General features: G+C 64.1%; 6 protein-coding genes and 1 pseudogene. 5 read left to right on the top strand and 2 right to left on the bottom strand.

The features are described from left to right. The 5 genes and pseudogenes from JCM9942_RS07495 to JCM9942_RS19610 form a co-directional block, all read left to right on the top strand. Window positions 1-720 (top strand): annotated as a pseudogene (locus JCM9942_RS07495) (M56 family metallopeptidase); the annotation flags it as partial. 194 nt (window positions 721-914) lie between these two features. Then, window positions 915-1580, top strand: coding sequence for a hypothetical protein (locus JCM9942_RS07490; RefSeq protein WP_057505925.1), 666 nt, complete (start codon window positions 915-917; stop codon window positions 1578-1580). Between the two features lie 6 nt (window positions 1581-1586). Beyond that, entirely contained in the window at window positions 1587-2924 is a 1338-nt protein-coding gene (locus tag JCM9942_RS07485) for an XVIPCD domain-containing protein (protein WP_054658836.1), read from the top strand. A gap of 216 nt (window positions 2925-3140) precedes the next feature. Beyond that, entirely contained in the window at window positions 3141-3794 is a 654-nt protein-coding gene (locus JCM9942_RS07480; protein ID WP_054658834.1) for a hypothetical protein, read from the top strand. Continuing rightward, window positions 3791-4021 carry a hypothetical protein gene (locus tag JCM9942_RS19610; protein ID WP_145974287.1) on the top strand — a complete coding sequence of 77 codons (231 nt, stop codon included), beginning with the start codon at window positions 3791-3793 and terminating at the stop codon, window positions 4019-4021. Before JCM9942_RS07480 ends, JCM9942_RS19610 begins: the two co-directional genes overlap by 4 nt. 75 nt (window positions 4022-4096) lie before the next feature. On the opposite strand, the gene JCM9942_RS07470 is transcribed toward JCM9942_RS19610, so the two are convergent. Continuing rightward, the gene (locus tag JCM9942_RS07470; protein ID WP_083468461.1) at window positions 4097-5347 is read right to left on the bottom strand and encodes a ribonuclease H-like domain-containing protein; all 1251 of its coding nucleotides are present in this window, start codon (window positions 5345-5347) and stop codon (window positions 4097-4099) included. Further along, window positions 5344-7836 (bottom strand): DEAD/DEAH box helicase, encoded by a 2493-nt coding sequence (locus JCM9942_RS07465; protein ID WP_054658828.1) that lies wholly within the window; start codon window positions 7834-7836, stop codon window positions 5344-5346. The genes JCM9942_RS07470 and JCM9942_RS07465 overlap by 4 nt, the downstream gene beginning before the upstream one ends. Between the last annotated feature and the right edge of the window lie 273 nt (window positions 7837-8109).

Here is an 8109-nt window from a genome sequence, read left to right as displayed (position 1 = left end):
CCCGCGCCTGTCATGCCGGCCATGCCCAAAGCCCTGCCCGCGCCGGCGATGCCGGCGGCACCGACGATGCCGTCCGCTCCTCCCGCGGCACCAGTGAAGACGCAGGGCGTGCTCCATCTCTCCAGCCAACCCCGCAGTGATGGCTATGTACTGCTGAAGGGGGACTACAACGTGATGAATGGTTCGGTCGCGGATCTACGCCACGCACAGCAGCTGGACGACGGCAACGGCGTGCTCTGGCTGCGCCGCGACGGCAAGCAGTACGTGGTCCGTGACGCCGCCACGCTGACACGCTTCCAGCAGCTGTATGCGGAGACCGCGCGCCTGGGTGAGGCACAGGGCCAGCTGGGTGAACAGCAAGGCAAGCTGGGCGAGCGGCAAGGGGAAATCGGTGCACGCATGGGCGAAATCGGCGCGCGTATCGGTGCCCTGGCCGCGCAACATGCCCAGCTGGCGCTACGCAGCGATGACAGCACCGAGGCCATACGCAGCGCCGTCGAAGCGGCCCGTCGCAAGGCCGAGCAGGCCCGTGCCGAGCTAGACACCCCGGCGCTGCGTGAGGAAATGCAACGTCTTGCCCGACAGCAGGCGGCGCTGGGCACGCGACAGGCTGCACTGGGCAAGCAGCAGGCCGCAGCCAGTGCCCGCGCCGAGCGCGAGGCCGAGCAGTTGATCCAGCACGTCATCCGCGAGGGCCTGGCCAAACCGGTCAGCGGCTGACCGGCCGATCATGCCCCGGGCCGCGCAACATTGCTGCGCGGCCCTTCTGTTTTCGGCAAAAGTGGAAGCGGGTCACGGTAAAGGGGTGTCTGGTCTGCGAGTCTTCGGCAACAGTCGTTTGTGCCGGCGTGCTGTGAACTCGCCGAATTCCATCTGCGGCACAATCGGCTCCACTTACGTGTCATGGAGGACCGATGAAGCCGATTTCTCTATCCGTTATGGCACTGTTCCTGGCCGGTATCGGCACCGCATGCGGAGCACGTTCGATGTCTGACCCGATCGCATCCAATCCTTACGCGGATGTAAAACACAGGGCGCCGCCGCAGCCCGAACTCAAGCGCAACCCCACGCCCACCCCGTACGAAATCACGGTGACTTTGAAAGACGCGCCGGGGCCATTCGCCTCGATCAAAGGCTTCATGCAGTACGAGACGAAACTGGCCGATCCCTGTCTGCCGGATCTGGGGGGCATGGCCGGTACGCGGATGCGGATCAAGGAAAACGTGCCGTTCGAACTGCAACAGGTCAATGTCGATACCTATCGTGGTGTGATCTATACCGATCTGTTCGAGGACCACGATTACTTTGGTCTGGGGAGCTGCCATGTGGGCCTTGTAGCAGCAAGGGTGGAGTTGCGGCCAACCGGAGCGACGACCGAAAGCGCATTTGTTGAATACCTGTCGCTGGATGAAATCCAGAAGCAGACTCCCATGCATTCGGGATTTCTGAAGCGTCAGTATCCCGCAGGGACGTTCGGTGGCGCATCTGTTCCTTCATTCCGGGAAGGAACCCAGATGCGCGCCAGAGTGGATGGGAAAGACCTCTTCGGCATCGAGCTTGTTGCCCATAAGCGGAACTGACCGGGCATGGACACGACCATCAATTCCAGGTTGGCCGTAGATGTGTATGAGGCGGCGAAGCCGCGTCAAGAAGAAGAATGGTTTGATCTTGATGGACACAGGATCAAGGTTGTCAGGCGCTTCGATGATGAATCCGGCTATCAGGGAGTTCTGTATGAAAGCCTGCAGACCGGTGAGCTGATCCTTGCCCACCGCGGCACCGAGTTCGACAAGCAACTGGTCAAGGATGGTCTTATCGCCGACGGTGGAATGGTGATGTTTGGAGCGAACAGCCAGGCCAAAGCTGCGATGAACGCAACAGAGTTCGCGTTGGAATATGCGAAGAACAATGCTGAAGCCTGTGGAGCAATGCCACTCTCAGTTGTTGGTCATTCTCTTGGTGGAACGCTGGCGCAGATCACCGCTTACCGCTATGGCCTGCGCGGTGAGACCTTCAACGCCTATGGTGCTGCAGGTCTGACCGCCGACCTGCATGAAGGGGGCAGCCAGATCATCAACCATGTGCGTGCGACCGACTTTGTGAGCGCTGCGAGTCGGCATGTCGGCGAAGTCCGTGTTTACGCCGCACAGAAGGATATTCAAGCATTGGAGTTGGCTGGGTACGCCAACGATGACCGTCGTTTCACTGATCTACGCAATCCGCTGGCCGTAGTGGCTGGCGTTGGCGTCGAGGCGCACTACAGCCGCAACTTCCTCGCGGACAATGATCTCGGTATCGGCGGCTCGATCACCGGTGCTGAGAATGCCGCCCGCTACGAACAGTACAAGCCGATGATCGATAAGTACCGCGCGGACGTGGCCACGCTCCACAACACACTGGCGCTGCCACGGAACGTTGTCGACGGTGTCGTTGACCGGGCCCGCAACGTGTTCGCCGGACGTGACATGCAGGAACAGCCCGCGGCATTGCGACAGACCGGCTGTGCATTGCCTGCATCCGTTGATGCCCGCGATCCTGCACACCCGGATCACGGGCTCTACGTGCAGATCCAGCAGGGCATGAGGGCGGTGGATGCCATTCTTGACCGGGTCCCGGACGCAGCGACAGATCGCGCCAGTGCGCGACTGTTCGCGGAGGCCAAGGCCGGTGGCATCACCCGTGCCGACCATGTGCTGATGAGCCCGGGAGGCGCTGCCCCTGTCGCAGGTCCCAACCTGTTTGTTGTCCAGGGCGCGTTGAATGACCCGGCGCACCTGCGCGTGCAGGTGAGTTCATCCGAAGCCGTGGCCACTGCCGTGGAGCAGTCTTTTGAGCGTGCTGCGCTCTTTGAAAAGCGGCAGGCCGCTTCGCCTTCGCAACAGATGCAACAACAGGAACAGGGCGCACCCCGTCTTTCGATGTGAGGGCGCGCGCTTGCCGATAGCACGGCGGGTGCGCGCCGATTCACTATTTCATCGCCTCTATCGCTGTCCGGCGGTGCGTCTCAACGGTGTAGTCCACAGGAACACCTGCACCCCCCCGACTTTTCGGATGCCGATGTCGAAAGCGTCTGGTTCCGATTCCGCAAAGGCGTTCTGCTTTCGTCCCGTTTGGATCAACGTGCCCGTCATGGAGGACTGATGAAATCGATACTTCGCATCCTTGGGGCGCTGCTGCTGAGCAGTGTGTTTACGGCATGCGGCGTTGGCTCTTTCACCTCAGGTGCCTACGCGGATGTGAGGCATAGAGCGCCGCCGCAGCCCGAACTCAAGCGCAACCCCACTCCCACCGCGTACGAACTGACGGTGACGCTGAAAGACGCGCCGGGTCCATTCGCCTCGATCAAAGGCTTCATGCAGTACGAGACGAAACTGGCCGACCCGTGTCTGCCGGATCTGGGGGGCATGGCCGGTACGCGGATGCGGATCAAGGAGAACGTGCCGTTCGAACTGCAACAGGTCGATGCCGATACCTATCGCGGTGTGATCTATACCGACCTGTTCGAGGACCACGATTACTTTGGTCTTGGTCCATGTCGCGTCGGCTTTGTCGAGGCGCGAATAGATCTAAATCCAGATGGCGGCAGTACTTCGACGCGTTTCATTGGTGGTGTCGATGGTGGCGAGATTGAAACGGAAAGCGCTGTTGACGTCTATTTCCCCCGTAGGCAATACGGTCGAAATGATATGGATGGCGTGGGTGTGCCGGGTATGCGGCCGGGAACCCCTTTTCATGAACGCTGGAAAGCTGAAGATCTGTTTTCCGTGGAGATGTCAGTCCTGAGGAAGCCATGAGTCCCTCAACGGATGCGATGGCCGTAATTGCCGTCGACAGCTACGTTGACCCACGCAGCCGTGGCGATGATGAGACGATCAAGATCGATGGACATGGGTTCCACGCGATCAACCACTTCAATAACCCGGCTGGATATCAGGTAGCCGACTATCAGGACGAGGTGACGGGCCAGCTGGTTGTCATCCATAGCTGTACGGCCTGCGACAAGTCACTTATCGAGGAGTGAGCACCGCTCCCGATACGATTCCCGCGAGCAACGAGAGGTAACGGTAAGAAGCGATGCGGGCAACGGAGTACGTCCTCAAGACACCGCTGCGGCAGATGATCCGGCAGCTTCCAGTTCATGCCGACTTTCGTCGTTGCGCTGCTCCTCGACCAGCCGCAGGAACAGCTGCGCCAGCGTCACCACATCCTGATGGTTGTGCTCACCGACACGGCGCAGGTTGCGGGCGCTGCCGCCGCGCAGATAGCCCAGCCACGCCGCCGGGGCTTCGGAGCCGGGCAGGTCATCCTCGCGGGCGATCTGCAGCAGCTGCCGTTCGATGGTGCCCAGCCTGCAGTTCTCCCAGGTGCCGCGATAACGGCGGCGGGTCGGGAACAGCAGGTCCACATGGTCCAACGCCGAAATGGGATCGCCACGCCGTGCCAGCCGGTAGCGCGTCTTCAGCAGCGGCGCGTCGTAGCAGCGGCCGTTGTAGCTGGACAGCACGGTGGACGGCGCCAGCCAGCTGGCGAACAGCTCCAGCATCGCGCTCTCGGCGGCCATCGTGGCCATCAGCAGCTGGCGCACACGCAGGCCTTCACCACGCGCGGCATCACGATGCCAGTCGGCGACGCCGACCATGAAGGCGCGGGTGCCGGTGCCGCCGGCCAGACCGGTGGTTTCGGTATCGAAGAACAGCAGATCGTGCGGGGCCACCGCCTCATCGGGGCGCTTGCTGAAAGCCAGCGACAGCGGCTGCGCGGGAATTGGCTGGGGCAGAAAGGCTTCGATCAGATGCAGGCCGGGCGCGATCTCGCTGCCGGGCAATTCGCGATCAACGGGGCCCGCAGGTTCGGCGCGCAACGGAGCGCCGGCAGCCCGCTTGCGGGTGGCGAGCAGGCGCCGCAACACGTCGCCATCCTGCGGCCGGCGCACAGCTGGCCGCGTGGAAGTTGCGGCAGGCGCACGCGGTGCCGCGACCGCTTTGTGCTGGATCTGCTCGACCCAGCCGAACACCGAGGTTTCGCGCGGCGCCGGTGGATGTTGTTGCGCGCGCGCTGTCGTATCGCCGTGCGCGGGCAATGGCGGTGTGGCGACATCTGCGATGGGGGAGGCGGTGGCGTTTTCCGCGGTCGATGTCGGCGACGTCGCTACCGTCGCCGCGTCTGCAATCGTCCCATCGCTGTCTGGTTGCGAAGAACCTCGCGCGTCCCTTGTCGTCGCTGAAAAAGCGGAAGCGGGTGACGTCGCTGCATCCACCACCAATGCGGAAGACGGCGCAAGCGCTGCCTTGTCCACATGCCCGGCCTGTTTCCGCAGCGCTTTGAGCTTGTCCAGGCTGATGCTCATGGCAGCAGGTCGAGCGCCTCGTCCACGTCATCGACCATCACGGCGGGCACCTGATCGCAGCGCTCGGCCGACAGCAGCGCCAGTACCCGCAGCGCCAGCGAACGCGGCGTGACGTCGTTGTTGTCCTCCTGCGCGGCCAGCACCGGACCGACACAGGCCGGGCAGCCGGCGCTGCAGTCGCAACGCTCGACCAGTTCCAACGCGCGCTGTACCAGCTCGTCCTGACGCTGCCACAGCGGCTCGCTCAGGCCCACGCCGCCGGGGAAGTTGTCGTACAGGTACACCGTCGGCACGAAACTCTGCATCAGTTCCACCGTGGTCTCGCCGGCGTCGTTGCCACGCAGCTGCCCGCGGCCGGTCTGGTCGGCGATTGCAAACCAGGCGCCATCGCCGCTGCCCACCGCCTTCTGCAGGTCGCGCGCATCGGCCATCACCGCCACCGTGGCGACGATGTGCAGCGCATAGGCCGCGCCGAGGAAACCATCCAGCGCGTCCTGCTTCTGCGCGAAGCTGCGCAGCAAGGTCGCCTGCGGCAACTGCCACCACACCGCGGTGGTATGCAGTTCCTGGTCGGGCAGGTTGACCGGGCCGTAGCCGATGTTCTCGTGCGTGTAGTAGCGGATCTTCTTGTAGCCGGCCACGCGCCGCACGACATGCACCTCGCCATGGTGCGAATCGCCGCGACCGGCGCCGTTGCCGTCGAAGCGGTCCAGCACCTTGAGCTTGGTGAAGTCGATGCTGTCGGTGTAGTAGTCCACGTGCGTGCGGGTGACGTAGGCCTTGCGCCCGTCCCAGTCCAGCCGCTCCACCTGGTAGGGCGTGCTCTGCACCATGTGGATCGCGCCTTCGTACAGGGTCAGCGCGGCGGCGGAATAGTCCACCTCGGCGATGATCTGCTGCTTGCCGTCGCTGCGGTCCACCACCACGAAGTTGCCATCGGCCACCGCGCGCAGGCTCACCGCGTTGGCGGGGTAGCTGTCGGCGATCCACTCCCAGCGGTCGCCTTCCTGGTGCACCACTTCGGTCTCGGCCAGCGCCTGCAGGAACACCAGCGGGTCGATCGGCCCGAACGGCTCGCCGGCCAGGAACGGCAGTTCGAAGGCGGCGCAGCGGATGTGGTCGAACAGGATCAGCGGCTGGTCCGGCGAGATGCGTGCGTGTTCGGGCGTGGCATTGGCGAAGAAATCCGGATGTCGCACCACGTACTGGTCCAGCGGCTGGCTGCTGGCCACCATCACGCCCAGCGCCGCCTGCTGACGCCGACCTGCGCGGCCGAAGCGCTGCCAGGTGGCGGCGACGCTGCCCGGGTAGCCGTTGAGGATGACCACATCCAGCGCACCGATATCCACGCCCAGCTCCAGCGCCGAGGTGCTGACGATGCCGTCGATGCTGCCCGCGCGCATCGCCCGTTCCACCTCGCGCCGTTCGGTCGGCAGGTAGCCGCCGCGGTAGGCGCGGATGCGGGCCGGCTTGCGCGGGTCGTTGTCAAAGATGTCCTTCAGGTACTTGGTCAGCACCTCGACCATCAAGCGCGTCTGTGCGAACACCAGCGTCTTCAGGCCGCTTTTGATCGCGATGCGGGCGATGCGGTTGGCCTGCGAGCGGGCGGAGGCGCGCAGGCCCAGATCGGCGTTGATCACCGGCGGGTTCCACAGCAGCACGTGCTTGGGTCCGCTCGGCGCGCCGGACTCGGTGATCGCATGCACCTTCTCTTCCACCAGCGCCTCGGCATGCGCATGCGGGTTGCCGATGGTGGCCGAGCACAGGATGAACTGCGGTTGCACGCCGTAGAACGCGCAGATGCGCTTGAGCCGGCGCAGCACATTGGTGACATGGCTGCCGAACACACCGCGATAGGTGTGGATCTCGTCGATCACCACATAGCGCAGGTTCTCGAAGAACTGCGCCCACTTGGTGTGATGCGGCAGGATCGCCTGGTGCAGCATGTCCGGGTTGCTGACCACGATATCGCCATGCAAACGGATCGCCTGCCGCGCATCGCCGGGCGTATCACCGTCGAAGGTGAAGGCCTTGACCCCAAGATCGCCGGCCCGGTTGAGCTCCAGCAGCTCGGCCACCTGGTCCTGCGCCAGCGCCTTGGTCGGGAACAGGTACAAGGCCTTGGCATTGCCCTGCATCGCCGCGCTTACCACCGGCAGCGTGTAGCACAGCGATTTGCCAGAGGCGGTCGGGGTGACGATGGCAACGTGCTCGCCGCGCTGGCTGGCGTCCCAGGCCTGCGCCTGGTGCGAGTACAGCTGCTCGATGCCGCGCGCCTTCAATGCGGCTTTCAGCGCCTCCGGCACGTCATCGGGAATCGGCGCGTAACTGCCTTCGCGGCCGGGAAGGGTGAAGCTGCCGGTCACCCGGTCCTTGTAGCGCCGGGCCAAGCGCTGGCCCAGCAGCGAGCCGTCACGCGAAGGCAGGCCATCGGTGGTTGCCAGCGCCCGTTCGCTGGCTTCGGTGCGGGGAGCGAGGGAGAACGCCATGCACGCAACTGCCGGTCAAAGGAGCGGCATGGAAGCACACCCCGATCTCAGCGTGTGAGACGGATTTGTTTTCTACGCTGAACAGGGCCGGGCATCCACCAACAAAATCTGAAGCCGCGCCGCCGTATCCTGCGCGCTCGGCGGAACAGGCGGACGTGGATGATGGTGGCAACACGTGGATGGCAGGCGATGATGGCCGGCCTGCTGTTGGCAGGGGCGGCGCAGGCGCAGCAGACGCCGCCGTCCGCACCGGCGTTCCCGGGAACCGCCGGG

Origin of the sequence: Stenotrophomonas pictorum JCM 9942 (assembly GCF_001310775.1) — a bacterium.
Classification (GTDB): Bacteria; Pseudomonadota; Gammaproteobacteria; order Xanthomonadales; family Xanthomonadaceae; genus Stenotrophomonas; species Stenotrophomonas pictorum.
Note: the sequence above shows the minus strand (reverse complement) of the source record. Positions and strands in the feature narration are given on the sequence as shown.